Here is a 21,726-nt window from a genome sequence, read left to right on the forward strand (position 1 = left end):
TGGAAAGGACGAACGAAATGCCACCAAGAAAGAACCGGCACGCCAAAGCCGGCAAGTCAAAGAAGAAAACGCTGCTCTGGACTCTGGCAATCATACTCCTTTTAATCATCGGAGGTCTGGTTTACTATTTCACTGCAATTTACAATCAGCTCGATAACCTCCACAAGACAGGTGAAGATTCTCCGTTCGCCAATGTTCCCACAGCCTCGGCGGAGGCGGTTAAGCCCCCTGTATGGGAAGGCACAGAGCCGGTCAATATCCTGCTCATGGGCGTGGATGCGCGCGGGGTGAAGAAGGGCGAGGTGCCGCGTTCCGACACTATGCTGGTCGCCTCACTTGATCCGGTGAAGAAGAAATTCTATGTCTTTTCCATTCTTCGTGACACTTATGTTGACATCCCTGACCACGGTTCACAGCGGATCAATGCCGCCATTACCTATGGACCCAACACGGCGATGCAGACGGTCAGCGACCTGCTCGGTATCCCGATTCAATATTATGTCTATACCGATTTCCAGGGCTTCATGAAGCTGGTGGATGCTGTAGGCGGTGTGGATTATGAGGTCGAGAAGGATATGCGTTATACCACCAAGGCGGACGGGCCTGAGTTCGATATCGATCTCAAGAAGGGCTTCCAGCACCTGGATGGCAAAATGGCTCTGCAGTATGTGCGCTTCCGTCATGACGCGACCTCCGATTTCACCCGGACTGAGCGCCAGCGCGGCTTCCTTAAGGCTGTAGCAGATAAGGTGATCAGCACCACCTCCATAATCAAGCTGCCGACCATTCTAGGTGAGGTTACACCTTATATTGACACGAATCTTGATATTAGCGACATGTGGAAGCTCGGCGCTGTAGGCTATGACAGCTCTATGGGCGGCAGCGCGCAGATTCCGCCGATGAATCTGATCCGGGAGAAGACCCTCAAGGACGGCTCCCAGGTGATCGGGTTCAGCAGCGAGCGGGCGCTGAAGCAGTTCGTAGAGGATACGCTCACTGCACCCGAACCATCGCCAACTCCTGGAGCAGAGGCCTCACCGGGCAGCAGCCCTTCCGCATCACCGGGAACAAAGTAACATCCAATATAACCATGCTTGGCACACGGGGCGGGCGGACAGCGGGAATCAGACGCGGTTCGCCCTTTCCCATGAGCGCAAGCCAAGAAGAAAGGAACATTAGCTATGAACCGCAGCACATCAGAACAGTTATACGAGGAAGCTCTCCAGCATATTGTCGGAGGCGTGAACAGCCCCTCCCGCTCCTTCAAGGCCGTGGGCGGAGGCACCCCTGTCTTCATGAAACGCGCGGGAGGCTCACGCTTTTGGGATGAGGACGGCAATGAATATATTGATTATCTGGCCGCCTATGGCCCGATCATTACCGGACATGCCCACCCGCATATCACCGCCGCTATTACTGAGGCCGCGCAGAACGGACTGCTCTACGGAACGCCAACCCGGCTTGAGATCAAGCTGGCTAAGATGCTGAAGGAAGCTATTCCTTCGATGGATAAGGTACGCTTCGTCAACTCCGGTACAGAAGCCGTCATGACGACCATCCGCGTCGCCCGCGCCTACACCAAGCGCAGCAAAATCATCAAATTCGCCGGCTGCTATCATGGCCACTCTGATCTTGTGCTTGTAGCCGCAGGTTCAGGTCCATCGACGCTGGGCATCCCTGACAGCGCAGGCGTTCCGGCCAGTATCGCCCAAGAGGTCATCACCGTTCCCTTCAATGATCTGGATGCCCTGCGTGGAGCATTAGAGAAATGGGGCCAGGATGTGGCTGCCGTGATGGTCGAGCCGATTGTCGGCAACTTCGGTATGGTTATGCCGGAGCCAGGCTTCCTGGAAGGCTTATGCAAACTGACGCACGAGAACGGCTCCCTGGTTATCTATGATGAAGTCATTACCGCCTTCCGTTTCCACTATGGCTCCACACAGACCTATGCCGGTCTGGCGAATCATGAGGAGATTATTCCCGATCTGACGGCCCTTGGCAAAATCATCGGCGGCGGGCTGCCGATCGGCGCTTACGGCGGCCGCAAGCATGTCATGGAGCAGGTCGCTCCGCTCGGTCCTGCTTATCAGGCCGGCACGATGGCCGGTAACCCCGCCTCGATCTCGGCAGGGATCGCCTGCCTGGAGGTGCTTAGCGCGGAAGGCGTCTATGACGAGATGGAGCGGCTGGCAATCCGCCTGACCGAAGGACTTCAGGCATCCGCGGGCCGTCACGGCATTCCGCTGACCATCAACCGGATTCGCGGCGCCTTCTCCACACATTTTTGCAGCCATCCCATTACGAATTATGAGGAAGCGCAGGATACTGATGGTGAAATGTTCGCCAGCTTCTTCCGGCATATGCTGAGCCGGGGCATCAACCTGGCCCCGTCCAAATATGAGGCGTGGTTCCTGACCACAGCCCACACGGATGCCGACATCGACCTCACCCTAGAAGCAGCAGAGGCTTCGTTCGCGGCTATGGCTACGGAGAAGTAATCGCCCAACTATAAGAATAGGCTGTCCCAAGAGTCAGATAATGACTTCGTGGGGCAGCCTTTGTTTTGTTTACGTAAGATTAAGATCCATGTGAGTACCGTCCATACATGAACAACGCTGCCACCGCGAGCGGGGTCACCAGCCGTACGTCCATCAAATTCATATCCGCCGTTATCTGCTCTTCTGCTCATACAGGCTGCGGATCTCCACATCCTGCGGAAGCTTGAACGGGTTCTGCGGATTGATCCGGTCATAGAACATCATTCCGTCCAGGTGATCCATCTCATGCTGGATGATGATCGCCTGATAGCCCTTGAATTTCTGGGTAATCACCTCGCCGTTCAGATCAAAGCCCCTGACCTTCACAGACTCATAACGCGGTACGAATCCGTGCACCGGCCGGTCCACAGACAGGCAGCCCTCGCTCTCCGGCAGATAGACCATTGCCATCGAATGGCTGATAATCTTGGGATTCACCCAGGTATATTCCACATTCTTTCCATTGTCATCCTTCAAAAACATGACAAACATCCGCTTCGATAGACCGATCTGGTTAGCGGATAAGCCTACCCCTGAACGCAGCTTATATTTGGCAGACATCTCGGCATCCTGACTGTTTTTCAGAAACTGCATCATGCTCTGCAGCGCACCGCGATCTTCCGCCTGCAATGGCAACTGTACAGGCTGCGTTACCGCACGCAGGACAGGGTCACCTTCCCGTATGATATCATCCATCGTGATGATGTAATCAGCATTATACTTTGTACTAGACAACTGGGTTCATCCACCTTTTCCACTACGGGACTGATTTGATGATGCTATGGTTAGATTATGCGCGATTAAGGATTAATGAAAGCTGTCCGCAGCTTGCTGCTGTAATTCACATCGAAGCCCAGTCCGGTAGCGAGTGCGGCGAGCGGTAGATAGGTTTTATCCTCTTTGCCAATTTTATGCAAAAAAGCTGGAGTATCAATCGCTACATCCGCACCGTTCACCTTAATGGTCTTCGATCCGATCGTAATAACCACCGTTCTTCCTCCGTAAATTACAGTCGCACTAGAGGTTTTGTTATCCCATTTGCCATCCGCACCCACTGCATTCAGAATATCCTTCAGCGCCAGAAAGTTCTGCCCGTTCTTCAGAATGGGCTTATTGGGCGTATTCAGTTCCTTCCCCTTCACCACGATGGACATCGGCGCTGTCTCCGAAGCCATCGCCGTTACTGCCGGCGTACGGTATTCCCCCCATTGCAATTCAGCGAATACAGTGGCAATCCGTTCATATCCAAGCTGCGTAGGATGGAAGTCTGCCGCCCCGGCTCCGATGATATGAGTTAGCGATCCCTCTACCCCGGCGAACTTTGCGGCTACATGAGCTACCTTAAGCGGAGCGCCTGCCTGGTTCAGGGTAGCCGCGATATTCTCAGCCGCGATGGTGAACTGTGCAGCCGCATTCATCAGCTTGTCATACGAAGCCCCCAGGGCGATTTTCGGAGCAGGCTGATACTGGTCGGCCAGCAGAATGGTTGCCTGCGGATTCACTTCCCGGATATTCTTCAGCAGCGCTGTTACATTACTGCTGTATTCCGTCAGACGCTCCGCAAGCTGGGAAGCGAAATCAGCATCGGTCAGCGTCTTGTAATTCAAGAACAAGCTGCTGACATCATTACCGCCGATGGTAACGGTAATGAGATCCGCGGCAGCGAGCTCCGTTCTTATCTGCGGGGCCAGCGCAGCAAATTGCAAGGTACGCGGATCAGACAGCCCCGGCTGAATGGCCTCCGGCGTAATGGCCGCACTGTCCTTAATAGCTCCGGTATATTGAAGCAGTCCCGCTGTCTTAAGGCCCAAGATGCCATAATTCTTAAGCTCACTTCTACCGTGATACCAGCCCTGCTCCAGTAATCGCTCAGCGTATCCGTACGGCTTCACGCCGGGATCAGTCATCCCCGGCTCATACCCGGCAGTAATGGAATCTCCAAGTGCTACGATACGAAAGACATCCTGCTCCGTTCCTTGCGCCACGGCTGCTGCAGCGGCATCCGCCGGACCTGCATGCACATTAATTAATACGGTGAACAGCAGCAGTCCGCTAGCAGAAGCTGATATTAACCTTCTCCATGTCTTCAGCATCGTATTCCTCCTAAATTAGTATAATTCTATTCTAACATCCCGTACGGCTGCACAAAAGAGCGGTCTTCCGATGATTCGGAAAACCGCTCCTGTGGATAACAGCAGCCTATTGCTCTACGCTGCCCGATTCTGGAGATTTCTTCGGTCCGCCAGTGCTTGGCGGACCGCTTGCCTGGTCTGAGCGCTTCACATATTTATCATACCGGTCATCCAGCTCATAGGCAATTTTGCGGTAACGAAGCGTCTCTTCGACTATAGGGTCAAGTGTAGTCTGTATGCGGATCTCATACTTGGGCGAAATCTGACGAATCTCCTTGGCCTGCCGGTCCGCCTGTTCCATCTCGCCTTCCTCCAGAAGCTCGCTTAGCCTCCGCTCCAGATCTTCATTCTCATTCATAACAGTATAAGCCCTCCTACTGCTTCTTGAAGCCTGTGGCATCTGCAGCCTGCAGGGACGTAACCAGATAATCATGAATTCGTCCATTGCTTGCGACTACATGGCGTGTGCCGATATCGTAGGGATCGCCCAGCGTATTCGTCACCTTACCGCCGGATTCCAGCACCAGCAGCACCCCGGCCGCACAATCCCAAGGGCTCAGTCCAACCTCCCAATACCCGTCCACTCGTCCGGCAGCAACATAAGCCAGATGCAGTGCCGCCGATCCTCCCGCACGAATGCCGCGGACCTGCGGCATAATCTGCTGCAGCCCGGCCATATTCGCCGGCTGGGCCACCACGCGGTCCGGCGGGAAGCCCATAGCGATCAGGCTGTTACCCGGCAGTGTCTCCGCTGATACCTTCGTAGGAATCCCGTGCATGTATGCGCCCTTCCCCTTCTCGGCCACGAACATCTCGTCCCGGATCGGATCATAGATCACGCCTACAGTAAGCTCTCCCTTAACCACCAGAGCAATCGATACGCAATAGAACGGGAAGCCATGCACGAAATTGGTCGTGCCGTCTATCGGATCGACGATCCACAGATACTCATGCTCCCGCGCTTCATCCAGGGCCGCCGTCAGTGCCTCCGCACCGGGCTCAACACCCTCCTCGCCAAGGATGGCATGGTCCGGATAATGGGTCAGGATCAGCCGGCGGATCATCTGCTCCACACCCTTATCGACCTCCGTGACCAGATCCTGGGCCGATGTCTTACTGCCCAACTCCTTCACCTGGCCTTGTCTGCTCTTGATCCATTCCCCCGCTTTGGCCGCAGCATTGATGGCTGCTGCCGTATGTCCCTTGCTTGTAACTACATAGGGCTCCCGTTCATTTCGGTTATCAGGACTTACAGGACTCATCTCTTCACTCCGCTTTCTTTGAGCATGATTGTTCTCCCGGGGAACGCTGTTTCCGCAGGATACCATTTCTCTGCCTTAGAACATGATTGCTCAACTTTCTTTCAACGTACCTCATTTCGGCCGGTTTATCAAGTCATGGCCGGTGCCGCTTACGGGCCTGGCCGGCAAGTTTTTTGCCAGTTATGGTTCAGATATAAGAATGTATAGGTTTCACGCTATACATTATCCTTCTATTTCTCGCTGAAACGGTACCGTCCTTCAAAAGGACGGCAAAGCCGTTTCCACTTGTATATTCACGCTGGCTCCGTTTAGTACCATAATTCCATTCCCGCCCTCTGCCAGTCCCTTCATCTCCTCCATCAGACCAAACAAGGCGCCATCCTTGTGCTTCGCCTCAATCATCACATCAACAGCCGGAGTATCCGCAGCAATCCGCTTCAGAAAAGCAACCAGCGGTGCCGGCTCCACCCCATCGGCATGGCTGCGCGGATCAGACGGGCTGCGCGGGCTGGACACATGGATCTTCGGAGGCAGATGAACGCCAGGCGGCACATCCTTCAGCGCCAGAGGGCTTGTCCATGTCTTCAGGATCTCCGGCCACAGCTCCCAGGGAAGCTCGCCTTCATTGTTGACCCACTGGTGATGGATATCCAGCACCATCGGCAGTCCCATTCTGCGGCAAACCTCCAGCGTCTCCACCGCGTTGAACGTCTTGTCGTCGTTCTCCAGCGTCATCCGCTCTCTAAGCGTAAGCGGCAGCGCGGAGCATTGCACGCAGAAGCGTTCCGCAGACAAAGGCTTGTCCCCGTAGGCGCCGCCGATGTGGATATTGCTCTTAGCCGTCGCTGGCAGCCCCATCGCGTCCAGCATGTCCGTATGATGCTGCAAATCACGGATCGAGCTTGCAAGCACCTCCGGCCGCGGCGTACTCAGCACCGTGAAGTGATCCGGGTGGAAACTGACGCGCAGCCCGTGCTTCTTCACATAGCTGCCCACCTCAGCGAATTCCTCCGCAAGAGCAGCCAGCGGATTCCAGTCCGCCAGATCAGGATGGGTTGCCAGCGGAATCAGCTTGGAGGTGAGCCTGTAGACCTTAATATCCGAGCCGACATTATGCTTCAGCAGACGGAGCGTATTGTGCAGATTCATCCGGGCGATGGATTCCAGCTTACGAAGGCCCGCCTCCCGGTCGCCCAGCTTGTTGAAGCTTGCCATAGTCATCGTTTTGGAGGGAGAACAGTCAGGGATCACCGTAGACATGGCGACATAGCCGAAGCGGACAATCATCCCTCTTCCCCGAAGAACATCTCGAAGGCAAGAGCCGTCTGAACGCGCGACTCTTCCTCATTCAGCTTACGGACCAGATCCATTTCCACCGCCGTAACCTCATTGCCCTGAAAATTAATTTCCGCGATCGACGCGGAAATTTTGACAATTGCCACCGCAACATTCTGCGGATTATAGGCGATAACCTTCTGGCCGGTCGGATAGACACGGAAGCCCTGCTTCACCATCTTGGTACGTCCGTATTCCATCAGTTCGTACAGCTCCTGCTCATTCTTGAACTTGCACACCGAATTGAATTCTGATTGAAACCCCATGCTTCTCTCTCCTTCCCGGCCGGAATGCTCCCGCCGATCAACGTGGTTTATTCATTATCGTACTTCAAGCCCTGTCTGAACCGGTAACGCTCCAGCGCCAGCCCGATCATACGGTCCAGCAGCACTTTATAGGACACACCGGTCTCACGCCACAACAAAGGATACATGCTGAACGGGGTGAAGCCGGGCATGGTATTCACTTCATTAATAAGAATCCTGCCGTCAGACTTCCGCAGGAAGAAGTCGGCCCGGGTAATTCCGCTGCCCTCAATAGCCTTGAAGGCCAGTATCGCCGACTCACGCAGACGGTCCGCTACCTCAGGATCGACAGGTGCCGGGATCAGCATCTGTGATTTGCCGTCAGTGTATTTGGCCGCATAATCATAATATTCACCGGAAGAGACGATTTCACCCGGAACTGAAGCCTCCGGCTCCTCATTGCCGAGTACCGCCACCTCCACTTCCCGCGCATCCACGAACTCCTCAATAATCACCTTCGTGTCATAACGGAAGGCATAATCCACAGCCTTGATCAGACTTTCCTTGTCGATGGCCTTGGAGATTCCTACGCTGGAGCCCAGGTTGGCAGGCTTGACGAAGACCGGATATCCCAGCTTATCCTCCAGATCTACAATCAGCTCGTGCTTGCTCTGTCTCCAGTTCACAGCATTGAAGTAGCAATAGTCACACTGCTCCAGCCCTGCCTCGCCGAACAGCTTCTTCATAACGACCTTATCCATGCCCGCCGATGAAGCCAGTACCCCTGCACCGATGTACGGGATATTCGCCATCTCGAACAGTCCCTGAATGGTGCCGTCCTCGCCGTTCGTGCCATGCAGCAGCGGGAACATGACGTCTATGACCTGCTCGCCTCCGCTGAGCCCGCTGAACAAGGCATTCAGGGCCGTGCCCATATCACCAGCCACCCCGGAGAGCTTAAGCTGCTCAATCGCGGGGAAGGGAGCCTCCAGCACTGCACCTATCTTCCATACCCCCTGTTTGGAGATATAGAACGGAATAATCTCATATTTATCGTAGTCAAAAGCGTTCATAACCGCATAAGCCGTCTGCAGCGATACCTCATGCTCTCCGGATTTGCCGCCGTACACCAGTCCTACGGTAGTTTTAGCGTTCCCCATGCATTAACCTCTTTCTGAACTATAAATAGTCATTAATATGAAAAAAACGATAAGCCGTCCGGTCCGTCCAGGCGTAGGAATCCTTGTAATCCCAGAAGCGGTGACGGCTGCTAACCGTCCGCGCATTCACCAGCGGCTGCCCGCCCGCATCAAATGCGGTAACAATCGTGCTGTGCTGATAATGTCCGTTCCCGTCCCAGTCATACTGAATAATGTCGCCCAGCTGAAGCTGCTCCGGCCGCTCGACAATCTCCGCACGCAGCCCGCTTCCCCGGCTCCCGCTCAGATAACGCTTCAGGCTGTCGGAGACCGCCCAGCTGAAGCTCCACCATTCCTGGGCTCCATTATAGCCCTTGTACCACCAGCCCGTTTCTCTTTTACCAGTATAGTTGATAGGCGCTCCCCCTGCAAAGAGACATTGGGAGACATAATTGGTGCAGTCCACCTCGAAAATCTCGAACTCCGGGTTCCCTTCCTTCCACCAGAGGTCCGCATAGGCTGCCGCTTCCTCCCGGCGGTATCGCACCTCGCGAACACCACTAGCGCCCTTCAGGACACGGCGGTTCAGCAGCGGCTGGGACGGACGCGGATCAGGCAGAGCCTCCCCCCACTCCGAGAGCCTCAGAGCCGGATCTTTCTCCACCACCTTGCGCACCCCATTCCGCTCAGGCACACGGCGCTCCACGTTCACAATCTCCCAGCCGCCCTTTTCACGTATAAAGGTCAGGCGCTCCGACTCCACCACATCCTCACGGTGCGTCATCCCGCCCTTCTCATAATAGAAGGCACTGTGCAGCGCCACATCGGCGACCACCTCGGCTGGATTCTGCCGCACGGTCCGCAGCGTCCGCACCCCCGTCTCCCCTCGCAGCGGAGTAATGCCCCGGCGGGTATACCACTGGGCGATCCGGCGGGAACGCGTGCGCTGTTCGTCCAGGAACCGGGGGTCCCTGATCGTGGTATGGCGCGGCTCGGCGCCAGGTGCAACCCGCCCCTTGTTCAGCTGGTCCACATAGACATAGAGACTTTTCTTCCACTGCTGCTCCATTCATACTCCGCCCTTTCGTTCAAAGATAAGAATGTATATGATGTAAGCTAAGAATATTCCTTCACGGTTTCACCGCCATAATGGCTGCTGTCCTATGTATATGAAGGATTGCTTGCACCTATACGGAAGCGGGAGCGATTTAACTGCAAGGAAGTCAGGGGGCTGAGGGTTCTATGCATCTGTGTGAACCCTGAATATACCTTACATCAAAGAGCAAAAAAAACTTTACTCCCCCCATTGTAAACGTTATACTTAAAGTATAGGAATTATGAAATGTAGTTTCACCAGATGAAACGAGGAGGCGCATATATGCCAAGCAAGGACCATTTTTCATTGGCCAAGAACCTGAACTCAGGTGGCAAAACTTATCGCTACTATCATTTGAACGCTCTGGAGGAGCAAGGTGCAGGCGACATTTCCTCTCTGCCATTCTCCATTAAGGTATTACTCGAAGCGGCTGTCCGCCAATATGACGGACGGGCGATTACTGAAGAACATGTCAAGCAGCTGGCCAACTGGTCAGGCGGCATTGACCGCAATAAGGAAATCCCGTTCATTCCTGCCCGGATTGTCCTGCAGGATTTCACCGGCGTACCTGTAGTTGTCGATCTCGCGGCTATGCGCGATACCGTCAAGAAGGCGGGCGGCGACCCGAAGAAGATCAACCCGCTTGTACCGGTTGACCTTGTTATTGACCATTCGGTTATGGTTGATGCATTCGGAACGGCCGATGCCCTTGAATATAATATGAACGTAGAATTCGAGCGTAATGAGGAGCGCTACCGCTTCCTGCGCTGGGCACAGACCGCCTTCAATAATTTCCGTGCGGTTCCTCCGGCAACCGGAATTGTGCATCAGGTGAACCTGGAGTACCTGGCTTCTGTAGCGGCCACTAAGACCATTGACGGAGAGACCGTTGTCTACCCGGATTCCCTGGTCGGCACGGATTCCCATACTACAATGATCAACGGCCTTGGCGTAGTGGGCTGGGGCGTCGGCGGAATTGAGGCTGAAGCAGGAATGCTTGGACAGCCGCTGTATTTCGTTACCCCGGATGTCGTCGGCTTCAAGCTGACCGGCAGTCTGATGGAAGGCGCTACAGCTACCGATCTGGCCCTTACCGTTACCCAAATGCTGCGCAAAAAAGGCGTAGTCGGCAAGTTCGTCGAATTCTACGGTCCGGGTCTGGCGAATATCAGTCTGGCAGACCGTGCGACAGTAGCCAACATGGCTCCTGAATACGGCGCTACGATCGGCTTCTTCCCTGTAGATGAGGAGACGCTGGCCTATCTGCGCAGCACTGGACGCCCGGATGAGCTGGTAGAGCTGGTGGGGGATTATTATAAGGCGCAGGGTATGTTCCGCACTTCAGAGACACCGGACCCGGCATTCAGCGATGTCATTGAGCTGGATCTGGCTTCTGTGGTTCCCAGTCTGGCAGGACCGAAGCGTCCGCAGGACCGGGTAGAGCTTACCCATATGAAGGAGAATTTCGAAGGTATTATCCGTACACCTGTCGACAAGGGCGGCTATGGCCTCAGCGACGAGAAGATTGCCGAAGAAGTTGAGATTCAGCATAAGAACGGAAGCACTAGCAAGCTCACCACAGGAGCGGTTGTCATTGCTGCCATCACGAGCTGTACGAACACCTCCAACCCGAGCGTAATGCTGGGCGCAGGACTGCTTGCCAAGAAGGCAGTAGAACGCGGTCTCACCAAACCGGGCTATGTCAAAAGCAGCCTGACTCCCGGATCGCTGGTCGTTACGGAATACCTGCAGAAGGCAGATCTGCTGAAGCCGCTGGAAGCGCTCGGCTTCTACCTGGCCGGCTACGGCTGCGCCACTTGTATCGGTAACTCCGGCCCGCTGCCGGATGAAGTCAGCGAAGCCATTACAGAGCATGATATGACGGTTGCCGCAGTCATCTCCGGGAACCGTAACTTCGAGGGCCGCGTGCATGCCCAGGTCAAAGCCAACTATCTGGCTTCCCCGCCGCTGGTTGTCGCCTACGCCCTGGCCGGCACGGTGAATATTGACCTGAAGACCGAGCCGCTAGGCTATGATCCGCAGGGTGAGCCTGTCTTCCTGGCCGATATCTGGCCGACTACAGCCGAGATCCGCGAAGCCGTAGCGCTCTCGCTCAGTCCGGAAATGTTCCGCAGCAAATATGAGAATGTATTCACGGCCAATGAACGCTGGAATAACATTCCGGTACCGGAAGGCGAGCTGTATGAATGGGATAACAACTCCACTTACATTCAGAATCCGCCATTCTTCGAGCATCTGGCAGACGGTGCCTCTGACATCCAGGATATCAAGAGCTCACGTGTGCTTGCGCTGCTTGGCGATTCCGTCACTACCGACCATATCTCGCCAGCCGGGAATATCTCCACTTCCGGTCCGGCCGGAGAATATCTGCGCGGCCATGGCGTAGAACGCGCTGACTTCAACTCTTACGGCTCGCGCCGCGGGAATCATGAGGTGATGATGCGCGGTACCTTCGCCAACATCCGTATCCGCAACGCAGTGGCTCCTGGAACAGAAGGCGGCGTAACCACCTTCCTGCCGAGTGATGAGGTCATGTCGATCTATGACGCCTCCATGCTGTACCAGTCTGCCGGACAGAACCTGATCGTTATCGCCGGTAAAGAATACGGCACAGGCAGCTCCCGCGACTGGGCTGCCAAGGGAACACTCCTCCTCGGAGTCAAAGCCGTCATCGCTGAGAGCTTCGAGCGGATTCACCGCAGCAATCTCGTCGGCATGGGTGTGCTGCCGCTGCAGTTCCAGGAAGGTCATGGCTGGAGCAGCATGGGGCTGACCGGACGCGAGACCTTCGACATTACCGGTCTTGACAACCATGTCCTTCCCGGACAGGAGCTGACAGTCACTGCTACCCGTGAAGACGGCACCCAGTTCGACTTCCCGGTCATTGCCCGTCTCGACAGCAGCGTAGATATCGACTACTACCGCAATGGCGGTATTCTGCAGACGGTACTCCGCCAGATGCTGGCAGATGCTACAGCTTCGGAAGCGGCTCAACCGGTAGAATAAGTCTGCTCCATAAGGCTAGATCATTATACAAGCTGCGCCGGTATCAGATTTCAGTCTGATACCGGCGCAGCTTTTTCTGTCATATCCACGTAAGCCCTATTTGACTGACAGCAGGCTGGTCGTAATGAAATCCAGCTGCTTCTCCAGGGAGATCGGATCATTGTACGTATCGGCAGCAGGGTTCAACTGGAATACATTCCCTGCCTTGACCGCCGGAAGCCCCTTCCACAGCGGATTGTCATAGACAATCTTCGGGTCTGTAGTATCCCCTGACCACGGGCAAGTGAAGATAATGTCTCCGGCAAAGTCCGGCAGCTTCTCCAGGGAGATGGAAGCCCAGCCAGTTCCGCTGTCGATGGCCTCCTTCTGCGCTTCTGCGGGAGCCTTCAGCCCGAACTCCCCATACAGAATCTCACCGCCACGGCCATAGTTATGTCCGAATACAAACAGCCCCTTGGCATATGGGTTCAGGATAGATACCGTCTTATTACCAACAGCAGCCTGCACCTGCGGCTTCAGCTCAGCAATCCGGGCCTCCCACTGAGCGATCCAGGCCTTCGCCTCATCATTCTTGTTCACCAGCTTGCCGTAGTCGAGCATCTGATCCTTATAATTCTTGGCGCCATATTTAATCTGTACCACAGGCGCGATTTCCTTCAGCTTATCGATGCCTTCTGTGCCGGTATACACAATAATCAGGTCAGGGTCCAGAGACAGGATATTCTCCGGGGTGACATCATCACCAAGCCCTTCTGCACCTTCAAGCATGTCTGCAAGATATGGACTATCCTTGGCTCCTTGCATGACCCCTACCGGCTTCACACCCAGTGCCAAAAGATATCCTGTATAAAAAGCTGTAGTATCCACGATTCGCTGCGGATTCTTAGGCACTTGAACCTCACCGGCGCTATCCTGGAAGGTAACCATCTCTGCTTCAGTGGAAGGCTCGCCAGCAGCCGGAGCAGCAGTAGGTGCTTCAGAAGCTGCGGGTGCAGGTGCATTCGCTGCCGTCCCGGAGCCAGAGCCGGAATTACCCGATGAACCGCAGGCTGCCAGCAGGACAGCCATGACGAGAGTATAGACAATCAGGACAAGACTTTGTTTAGAGTAGCGCAAGGATAATCCCCCTATGTATATATGATATTGATAATCATTATCATCAGTAATATATCATAGAGTTAGCCGGCTGACAACACTCCCGGAACTTTCCGCAGGAACAAATACCTGCAGCATCCCCATTGTGATCGGTTTTCCGACCAATTCCCGCCCCCGCACCTCCGCCGCACTGAATGTAGTCGGTTTTCCGACCTTATCCGGCCCGCACGTCCCTGCCTCTCCGAATGTAGTCGGTTTTTCGACCTTATCCGGCCCACACGCCTCTGCCACACCGAATGTGGTCGGTTTTCCGACCTTATCCGGCCCGCACGTCCCTGCCTCACCGAATGTAGTCGGTTTTCTGACCTTATCCGGCCCGCACGTCCCTGCCTCACCGAATGTAGTCGGTTTTCTGACCTTATCCGGCCCGCACTCCCCCGCCGCACCGAATGTAGTCGGTTTTTCGACCTTATCCGGCCCAGATGACCACGCGCTGTCCATGGGTTCGGTGAAATGAACGAAGTCATTCCTATTACTGAATAAGAATATAGTCATCCCGCCGATGCTCCAAGACACTTTTCCCCAACTTTATGCACAACTTATACACATCGGACGAAAATCATAATTTCCTAATCAACAAAAAATCCCCTTTCGCTGGAAAGGGGATTTCATTTCTCTGAAATAAGCGAATTAATTATCGCAGCCTCAGGAGGGCTTTCAGGACATCTCGATACGTTCGGAATCGAATATTCTTTTGTAGACCAGAGCTATGATCTGTGAACGGTCCGTTACGTCCATTTTATTAAAAATGCGGCTTAGATGATTCTTGACGGTATGCTCGCTGATAAACAAGGCGCTGGCAATCTCCTTATTCGTCTTGCCCAGAATAATCAGCTCCAGCACTTCCTCCTCGCGCGGTGAGATTCCCCATTCCTCCTTGGGCGTCTTTAGCGCTGTACTGTTCAGCAGCTTCCCTGCCGACACACCTCTTTTGGCGGGCATCGCTTCCGAGCGGCTGCGCAAAAAGGATTGGAAGGTATTACGCGGCTCACTGTATAGCTCCCCAACCACATGGTCATCCAGATAGAAGCGCGAGGGGTTCAGCCACTCCAGATCCGTGTCCGCCAGCAGCTCCTTGTCCGCGCCTTTGCCTGCATGATGAAGCACCAGCACGAGCAGTTGGGCAGTGACAGAGACCGAAGGCTTATTGATCTCAAAATAGAACGAAGCAAACTGGTCCACCTGCTTCAGCAAAGAAAGCTCCTCCGGGTAGAATCCGTACCCATGCAGGAATTCCAGCCTGAACGGAGCCAGCAGCGCAGCCGTTCTCATCTGTTCTGACTCCCGCTCCGGCAGCCCTGTATAACGGGCAAGCTCATACGCCATAGCAGAAGCCTCTGCCGACAGGCGGTGCAGCTCGGGATTATTGAGCTGGAGATAATGAAGCGTCTGAGCGGTGAAGACCCCTGCCTGCTTCATATGTCTGGCTTCTTTCTCGAACAGACGGATCGAAGTACTCGCCAGACTGGCGAGACAGCCGGTTAAGGACAGCCACTCCTCAGCTTCGCTGCGGCGTCTGAAGCCAACAGACAGAATGCCCTTGAATACCTTCTCGGCAATCAGCGGACATTCGAGCAAGACCTGCCCCTCCACCTCCCCGTTGATGACCGCAGAAGAGAGAAATGCCTGCGAGGAGTACCTGGACTGGAGGTCCTGGACATACGGCGCAATCTCCTCCGGCCTCCACCCCTTGGCGTAATGGGTATCCGCGGTCTGCTCCTCGAAGAATACGAGTACCGATGACGGGAAGAACGGCATGCCCATAATCATATCCAGCAGACCGGTGCCCAGCTCCTGGGTGGATGCGGCCTGCGGCAGCAGGCGGGCAGCTTCCTTCAAACGCAGGGTGGCCTCCCTGCGCAGGGCTTCACGCTGCACCAGCTGTTCTCCCCGTCCGGATAAGCCCAGGAGCGCAGTAACATTCTGCTCATACTGGGCATAGTCCTGTATCAGGCGGCTCTTCCCAAAGCCCACAGCGAGCAGCAATGCTCTCTTCCCGCTGTGAATTCTCACCGGATAGCATGATAAATATTCCGGCTGCGTCATCCCGCGCTGGGTGAAGAATAACGATCTTGAATCTTGGGCAACGCTCTGCCAGTGCCTGGGCTCCATGCCCAGAACTGCCTGTCCCAGAAAACCGTCTCCTTGCTGGAACCCGGCATTCATGAGGAGTCCTGCTTCTTTGCCGGCAGAATATTTCACCTTGAACTGGCCGGCCTCCTCCTCTTGGGCAAAGGCATACAGCTCTGCAGCAGATAACGTACCGGCCATCTGCTGCAGCACAACCTCTATCTTCAGGAACTCACTCTCCAGATTGGATAACAGCTGAGAAATCAGCAGCCCCCGTCTCTGTTCCAGCGGCTTCACTGCGCACCCCGCCAGCAATTTGGAGAGCACATTCCCGAGCACACTCAATTTCCCCCTGATGCTGGCGATGCCTTCCCTGCTAAGCTCAGGCATGACGGCCAGTACATCCTTCAGCATCTCATAGTCGGGGTGATTCCGCATCTTGGCCTCGAACGCCTGCAGCACAAGCCCGCGGGTGCCTTCTTCCATATATAAGCCGGACCATAAATAGTACGTCTGTCCATAGTCAGGAACCAGCGGACTGACCACATACTTCAGCCCCGGGACCCACTCCTCAAGTACGGCAGGATATGATAAGGGGCCCAATCTAAGCAATGCAGGCTCGAAGGGCCGCTCTATGACCTGTAAAGATTTAAACATCTTCTGATAGAATATTCCGGACAGCGTTGGGCGGGTAACCACATTCCCGGCCTGATCCGTAAGCACAAGCGCCTGACCCGTAGCAGAGCCGAACGTATCCTGGAGCTCTTGAATTTCTCCCATCAGTGAATCGGGTATAACTACTTTCATCCCATCACCTCGTGCACTGGATTCCTCTTATTTCTTCAATCTCAATTTAGCTAATCATTACTAATGATAGTTCATTTTAACTAGATATACAATGAAAGTCGAAGGCTGAATAGCCTGTATTTCCTAAAGTTTTCCTGCACGAATCTGCTGCCGGAGGCCTCCAGCTCAGCCCATCATTAGGCCCATTTCAGCAGCGGCCTCAGCCAGAATGACAGCATATTCCTCCAGAGTCTCAAGCGACAGACGGCTGACCGGGCCGGACAGCGAGAGCGCTGCTACCACACCCCCGGCCCGGCCGGCGATGGGCACAGCTACGGCTGCCGCTCCCGGCTCCCGTTCCTCGAAGCTGGTTGCATAGCCGCAGCGGGTAATCTCCTTCAGCTGCTCCAGATACTGGCTGCGGTCTACGCTGTCCGGCCATGCGGGGTCGGCCAGCAGCCGGACCTGCACTTCCGGCGGCGCGTAAGCAGCCAGCACCTTGCTGGATGCGCCTACCGAGAGCGGCAGCCTTGCGCCGATCTGTGCTACCCGGCGGATAGCCTGGCGGCTCTGCACCGCCTGAATGCGCACACGCTCCAGATTGTCGCGCAGATACAGGCTGACCGTCTCGCCCAGGCGGTCGCGCAGCCGCTCCATGGCGGGCAGCAGAAGCACCGCAGGCTCGTTCAGCGTCGGAAGATGTGTCGACAGCTCCCAGATGCGGATACCCAGGCGGTATTTGTCCGTCCCCTCGTCCCGCTGCAGGAAGCCCTTCTCCTCCAGTGTAGTCAACAGACGGTGCACTGTGCTTTTATGCAGGCCAATCTTCGCAGAGATCTCCGTCAGACTAAGGTCGTAATCATCATTATCCTGAGTAAAGCACAGTAATATATCCAGCGCACGTTCTACGGCGCGTACAGTCAGCTTCCGGTCTTCCACCCCGATCTCCCCTTCACATGTTTCACCTATTGAAACCCGGTTACATAATTATTAAGATATCCCTATCTTAGTGCAAAAGCCTAAATAAAGTCCAGCAGATTCCGTATCCATAATCAGCCGTCCGCAGTTTACAGTTACATTACAAAAGAACCATTTCCATTGACTTTGTAAGGGCATAAATTTACGATTAAATATATGAACTATTCATGCTCTGAATCTTGAAATTTTTCAGGAGGGGACCTTATGAATCTGGCAACTAGTCATCCCGGCGCGCCGGTCTCCCGTATCCCTAACGAGGATAAGTCCGCTTCGTCAACCTTAATTCCGATTCGGATGATACGCGTCAAGCACGTCATTGTGGCATTGCTGTTATCCGTATTCTTCTTCTTTGTATTCTGCTTCATCGCCCTGCATGCCTATATCGCCTGGGTACTCTCGAACCCTACCGTAGCCCCACTCTACTCCAATCCTTATCAGGCCAAGGGGCTAGCCTACGAGGATATCAGCTTCCCTGCCAAGGACGGCAGCCGGATGATGGAGGGATGGTATATTCCTTCCAAGGGAGCTACCAAAACCATTATTTTTAGTCACGGCTACGGCGCGAACCGCGAAGAGAGCTGGGTTCCCATGTATGATCTGGCCCACTATGCGCACAGCCTGAGATTCAATGTCGTCATGTTCGACTACGGCTTCGCCTCCAAGACCGACAGGGATATCGCAACTGGCGGCAAAAAGGAATCCCAGCAGCTGCTCGGAGCCATTGAGTTCGCCAAGGAGCAGGGGGCAGACCAGATTGTGGTCTGGGGCTTCTCGATGGGCGCAGGTACCGCCCTGCAGGCAGGACTTGTAACCAAAGATGTGGATGCTATGATTCTCGACAGCACCTTCCTGCTGGAGCCGGACACCCTGTACCATAATATTAAGCAGAACATCAATCTTCCCCGCCAGCCTTCGCTGGAGATTATGGAGATGCTCTTCCCGGTGCTGAACGGCACAGGACTGAATCAGATTCCTTATTCCAAGGTCAAATCGGAGGATTATCCGTTCCCGGTGCTGTTCATGCACGGCACTAAGGACGATAAGGCACCTTATCCGATTGCCGAGGAACTGGCGGCGAACCAGAGCAATCCGTATTCGGATTCATGGATCGTGGAGAACAGCCATCATGAGCTGCTGTTCCGCGAGCATCCGCGTGAGTATCTGCGGCGGGTATCCGCTTTTCTCGGGAATGTACAGCTGGCCCAGATCAGCGGGAGCCACAGCAATCCAACCGCAAGCAAATAAGCTTCTTATCGTTACCCTAAGGCATGTGCAGATGTATCTTGTGATACATTCTGTGCATGCCTTTTTACTGTGCGTGGCGCTAGGACCTTCAGTCCACCGCATTTCCCCGCACAGGCTAGTCTCATAAGCTGTTCCTCTCCCGCATATAATGGACCGATGAAACTTTAGGACGGGAGGACTACATGTCATGCCATATGTATTCGTTGCACCGCCGCCAGTACAGATTCTAGGGGAAATCGCCTTCTGGAAAAAACAGGAGAAGGAGCATGCCGAGGTTCTAATCCAGATCATCCCACGCCTGGAGGAGCCTTATGTGAAGCTGCTGGAGGACTGGGCCATTGTATTCCTGGCTACAGAACAGGCAGCCCAGCATCTGCTTTCCACTCCGCAGGCACCGAACACTGGCGGTCCCGGGAGTCCATCCGCCGAAGCCGGGCGGCTGCTGCACACCGCCTGCGACCAATCCGCCGAATTCATCAGGCACCTGAAGGCCATGAAGGAGGCCAGCGCCGCCGTCAATGCCTTCCCCCTGGCGGGAATCACGCTGCTGCACTTCATCCGGGAGTCTGAATACTTCCTCGCTGTGCTGGCCGCCCTGACCCCTGCGGACTACGGGCCCGGGATGCTGCGGATGAATCCGCCGGAGCAGGCTGAAGCCGCGCCTTCACCCGATCCGGCTGCAAGCGGAGAAAGTCTTCAGGGAACAGGAAGCTTCGCAGTTCCGTTATGGGAAGCCCGCGAGGCAGGCCCGGTTCCCATTGGCGGGCATACGCTTCCCCCTCTGCCTTATGCTTATAATGCACTGGAGCCGTATATTGACGAGAAGACGATGATCATCCATCACGACAAGCATCACCAAAGCTATGTAGACGGCCTGAACAAGGCGGAGAACAAGCTGGCGGAAGCGCGCCTGAGTGGCGACTTCGATCTGGTGAAGCATTGGGAGCGGGAGCTTGCTTTCAATGGGGCCGGACACTATCTGCATACTATCTTCTGGAAGGTCATGTCCCCGCAAGGAGGCGGCCGGCCCTCCGGCGCCCTGCTGGACGCCATAGAACGCAGCTTCGGAAGCTATGAAGCCTTCAAGGCCCAGTTCACTGAGGCCGCGGGTAAAGTCGAGGGCGGCGGATGGGCCCTCTTGGTCTGGAGCCCGCGCAGCCGCAGACTGGAGATTCTGACGGCTGAGAAGCATCAGAACCTGTCCCAATGGGATGTCGTTCCGCTGCTGGCACTCGATGTATGGGAGCATGCTTACTACCTTAAGCATCAGAACAACCGCGCCGATTACATCCAGGACTGGTGGAGAGTCGTGAACTGGCCTTATGTCGCCGAGCGCTACGGTGCCGCCCGCAAGCTCGTCTGGGAGCCTTTCTAAGGCTCTACGGTGTCTTCGGTTTTTCGCACATTCTGATGGATTTGTCCCTTTCATAGCGGCTTTCTGTGTATCTATATCTATGGTCAATTCTGAGGGTATTCACTCTCACTAACCGCTTGTTTGAAGCAGCATTGTTGCACTTTTTGCAGGATTTTTCTAGAAATATGACTGGTTGCGGTGTATTGTTGCATCATTTGCAGGAATTTAGGTGCTTATAGCAAGTTAGCGCTGCATTTGTTGCATTTCGTGCAGGATTTCCGCATAGGGCGCTTCTGTCGGGCGGCATTGTTGCACTTCTTGCAGGATTTTTCTAAATTTATTAGAAGCTGTGGCGTGTTGCCCCACGCATCCCCCGCGCAAATAAGCCCGCCGCCACTGTCGAAGTGGCAGGCGGGCTTTTCCGTTCCTATTCCTTGATCAAGGCCAGGAATTCGGCCCTTGCCGCAGCGTCCTCACGGAACGAGCCGCGGGTGGCCATCGTAACCGTCTTACTGCCCGGCTTCTTCACGCCCCGGGCACACATGCACAAATGCTCCCCTTCGACTACCACCATGACACCGTGCGGATTCAGCACCTCGGTCATGATGTCGGCGATCTGGGCCGTGATACGCTCCTGCACCTGTAACCGGCGGCTGACCGCTTCTACAAGCCGGGCCAGCTTGCTGAGTCCGGCAATACGGCCGCTTGGCACATAGCCGATATGCACCTTGCCGAAGAATGGAGCCATGTGATGCTCGCATTGGCTATAATAGACAATATCCTTCACAATAACCAGTTCCTCATGAGACTCGTCGAAGGTTACGCCCAGCGCTTCGCGCGGATCAATGGAATAACCGCCGAAGATCTCTTCATACATCCGGGTCACTCTGGCCGGTGTTTCGAGCAAGCCTTCGCGGCTGGTATCCTCACCGATTAATTCCAGAATCTTCTCTACATGATACTCAATCTGCTCCCGGTTTACAGAAACCTTCCCGTTCTTGTACTCCTTGATGCCCCCCATGAAAACTCCCCCTTCCACACCTGCAGCTGACTCTTATCTATTTCATACAATCATCATTATTACATTACTTCTTGCGGGAATTTCCTTTGCCCGCAGCAGGACGCCCCGGCGGGTTACCGTTCTTCATCATCTGCTGGGCACGCTGCATTTGCTTCCCGTTCAGGTTATACCCCATTTGCTTGGCAACCTTCTGCAGCATTTCAGGATCATTCTGCATCGTTGTCATCTGTCTGCGCAGATAATACACACCGATGAAGAAACCGCCGATCAGACCTACCACAAGCGTAATAATAGGCAATGCAATATTCATCTGTAATCCACCTTTGTACTCTATTGTCTGGCGA

At 54.7% G+C, this 21,726-nt stretch carries 19 protein-coding genes; 5 read left to right on the top strand and 14 right to left on the bottom strand.

Going from position 1 to position 21,726, the window contains the following annotated elements; genetic code table 11:
- The first annotated feature begins 17 nt into the window (after window positions 1–17).
- Window positions 18–1,076 (top strand): LCP family protein, encoded by a 1,059-nt coding sequence (locus MKX42_RS31210; RefSeq protein ID WP_076084760.1) that lies wholly within the window; start codon window positions 18–20, stop codon window positions 1,074–1,076.
- Between the two features lie 105 nt (window positions 1,077–1,181).
- A complete protein-coding gene (locus tag MKX42_RS31215) occupies window positions 1,182–2,498 on the top strand; it encodes a glutamate-1-semialdehyde 2,1-aminomutase (RefSeq protein WP_340757267.1) in 1,317 nt (438 codons plus the stop codon).
- 171 nt (window positions 2,499–2,669) lie between these two features.
- Here MKX42_RS31215 and def read toward each other — a convergent pair whose 3' ends face one another.
- From def to MKX42_RS31255, 8 genes are all read right to left on the bottom strand, one after another.
- Entirely contained in the window at window positions 2,670–3,233 is a 564-nt protein-coding gene (gene def / locus MKX42_RS31220; protein ID WP_340757906.1) for a peptide deformylase, read from the bottom strand.
- A gap of 104 nt (window positions 3,234–3,337) precedes the next feature.
- On the bottom strand, window positions 3,338–4,630 hold the full coding sequence (locus tag MKX42_RS31225; protein WP_340757268.1) for a stalk domain-containing protein: 1,293 nt from the start codon (window positions 4,628–4,630) through the stop codon (window positions 3,338–3,340).
- Between the two features lie 106 nt (window positions 4,631–4,736).
- Window positions 4,737–5,027 carry a hypothetical protein gene (locus tag MKX42_RS31230; protein WP_340757270.1) on the bottom strand — a complete coding sequence of 97 codons (291 nt, stop codon included), beginning with the start codon at window positions 5,025–5,027 and terminating at the stop codon, window positions 4,737–4,739.
- A 16-nt stretch (window positions 5,028–5,043) separates the two neighbouring features.
- The gene (locus MKX42_RS31235; RefSeq protein WP_340757271.1) at window positions 5,044–5,931 is read right to left on the bottom strand and encodes an inositol monophosphatase family protein; all 888 of its coding nucleotides are present in this window, start codon (window positions 5,929–5,931) and stop codon (window positions 5,044–5,046) included.
- Between the two features lie 258 nt (window positions 5,932–6,189).
- The gene (gene uvsE / locus MKX42_RS31240; protein ID WP_340757273.1) at window positions 6,190–7,218 is read right to left on the bottom strand and encodes a UV DNA damage repair endonuclease UvsE; all 1,029 of its coding nucleotides are present in this window, start codon (window positions 7,216–7,218) and stop codon (window positions 6,190–6,192) included.
- A complete protein-coding gene (locus tag MKX42_RS31245; protein WP_340757275.1) occupies window positions 7,215–7,532 on the bottom strand; it encodes a hypothetical protein in 318 nt (105 codons plus the stop codon). The genes uvsE and MKX42_RS31245 overlap by 4 nt, the downstream gene beginning before the upstream one ends.
- A gap of 47 nt (window positions 7,533–7,579) precedes the next feature.
- On the bottom strand, window positions 7,580–8,671 hold the full coding sequence (locus MKX42_RS31250; protein WP_340757276.1) for a D-alanine--D-alanine ligase: 1,092 nt from the start codon (window positions 8,669–8,671) through the stop codon (window positions 7,580–7,582).
- 19 nt (window positions 8,672–8,690) lie between these two features.
- Window positions 8,691–9,719, bottom strand: a complete 1,029-nt coding sequence (locus MKX42_RS31255; protein WP_340757278.1) for an amidase domain-containing protein — start codon at window positions 9,717–9,719, stop codon at window positions 8,691–8,693.
- Between the two features lie 309 nt (window positions 9,720–10,028).
- Here MKX42_RS31255 and acnA point away from each other — a divergent pair, with 309 nt between their 5' ends.
- Entirely contained in the window at window positions 10,029–12,773 is a 2,745-nt protein-coding gene (gene acnA / locus MKX42_RS31260) for an aconitate hydratase AcnA (RefSeq protein ID WP_340757280.1), read from the top strand.
- A 96-nt stretch (window positions 12,774–12,869) separates the two neighbouring features.
- Here acnA and MKX42_RS31265 read toward each other — a convergent pair whose 3' ends face one another.
- From MKX42_RS31265 to MKX42_RS31280, 4 genes are all read right to left on the bottom strand, one after another.
- The gene (locus MKX42_RS31265; protein WP_340757282.1) at window positions 12,870–13,889 is read right to left on the bottom strand and encodes an ABC transporter substrate-binding protein; all 1,020 of its coding nucleotides are present in this window, start codon (window positions 13,887–13,889) and stop codon (window positions 12,870–12,872) included.
- Between the two features lie 54 nt (window positions 13,890–13,943).
- Window positions 13,944–14,423, bottom strand: a complete 480-nt coding sequence (locus MKX42_RS31270) for a hypothetical protein (RefSeq protein ID WP_340757284.1) — start codon at window positions 14,421–14,423, stop codon at window positions 13,944–13,946.
- Between the two features lie 162 nt (window positions 14,424–14,585).
- Window positions 14,586–16,805 carry a response regulator transcription factor gene (locus MKX42_RS31275; protein ID WP_340757286.1) on the bottom strand — a complete coding sequence of 740 codons (2,220 nt, stop codon included), beginning with the start codon at window positions 16,803–16,805 and terminating at the stop codon, window positions 14,586–14,588.
- A 165-nt stretch (window positions 16,806–16,970) separates the two neighbouring features.
- Complete coding sequence (locus tag MKX42_RS31280) at window positions 16,971–17,723, bottom strand: IclR family transcriptional regulator (protein WP_340757288.1); 753 nt, start codon at window positions 17,721–17,723, stop codon at window positions 16,971–16,973.
- A 243-nt stretch (window positions 17,724–17,966) separates the two neighbouring features.
- On the opposite strand from MKX42_RS31280, the gene MKX42_RS31285 reads away from it, so the two are divergent.
- Both MKX42_RS31285 and MKX42_RS31290 read left to right on the top strand, forming a co-directional pair.
- A complete protein-coding gene (locus MKX42_RS31285; RefSeq protein ID WP_340757289.1) occupies window positions 17,967–19,007 on the top strand; it encodes an alpha/beta hydrolase in 1,041 nt (346 codons plus the stop codon).
- A gap of 187 nt (window positions 19,008–19,194) precedes the next feature.
- The gene (locus MKX42_RS31290; protein WP_340757291.1) at window positions 19,195–20,382 is read left to right on the top strand and encodes a Fe-Mn family superoxide dismutase; all 1,188 of its coding nucleotides are present in this window, start codon (window positions 19,195–19,197) and stop codon (window positions 20,380–20,382) included.
- Between the two features lie 406 nt (window positions 20,383–20,788).
- Here MKX42_RS31290 and folE read toward each other — a convergent pair whose 3' ends face one another.
- Window positions 20,789–21,382, bottom strand: coding sequence for a GTP cyclohydrolase I FolE (folE, locus tag MKX42_RS31295; protein ID WP_173139308.1), 594 nt, complete (start codon window positions 21,380–21,382; stop codon window positions 20,789–20,791).
- Between the two features lie 64 nt (window positions 21,383–21,446).
- The gene (locus MKX42_RS31300; protein WP_076161298.1) at window positions 21,447–21,692 is read right to left on the bottom strand and encodes a YneF family protein; all 246 of its coding nucleotides are present in this window, start codon (window positions 21,690–21,692) and stop codon (window positions 21,447–21,449) included.
- Window positions 21,693–21,726: the final 34 nt, after the last annotated feature.

The organism is Paenibacillus sp. FSL R7-0204 (genome assembly GCF_038002225.1).
Taxonomy (GTDB): Bacteria; Bacillota; Bacilli; order Paenibacillales; family Paenibacillaceae; genus Paenibacillus_AQ.